Origin of the sequence: Elizabethkingia argenteiflava, assembly GCF_009904105.1 — a bacterium.
Classification (GTDB): Bacteria; Bacteroidota; Bacteroidia; order Flavobacteriales; family Weeksellaceae; genus Elizabethkingia; species Elizabethkingia argenteiflava.
Window position 1 is genome coordinate 1 of sequence record NZ_JAAABJ010000632.1, and the last position, 325, is coordinate 325.

At 40.6% G+C, this 325-nt stretch carries 1 protein-coding gene; it reads left to right on the forward strand.

The window, feature by feature from the left end:
• On the forward strand, nucleotides 1-325 hold a 325-nt coding region (locus GNY06_RS11195), incomplete at both ends, for a transposase (RefSeq protein ID WP_394350843.1).

Below are 325 nucleotides of genomic sequence, written 5' to 3' on the forward strand. Positions count from 1 at the left end.
ACAGTCTGTCAGCGGCGTGAATTAAGTTTGAAAGAATACTTTGTCAAAGAGAAAATCTGCTGGCAAAGCATTAACTATTATTTCAATAAATGGAGCAAAGATGGCTCTTTCAGAAAGGTTTGGATAGGTCTTTTGCTTCTTAATAAAAGAAAATTGGATATGTCAAGCCTTCAGTTGGACGGAAGCCACACCCCAAGCAGAATGGGAGGTGAAAAGCTAGGCTATCAGGGTAGAAAAAAGGCAAAAACCACCAACAGCATTTTTCTGTGTGATAACCAGGGACAAATGTTGGCAATGGGAAGTCCAAAAAGTGGCCATCATCACG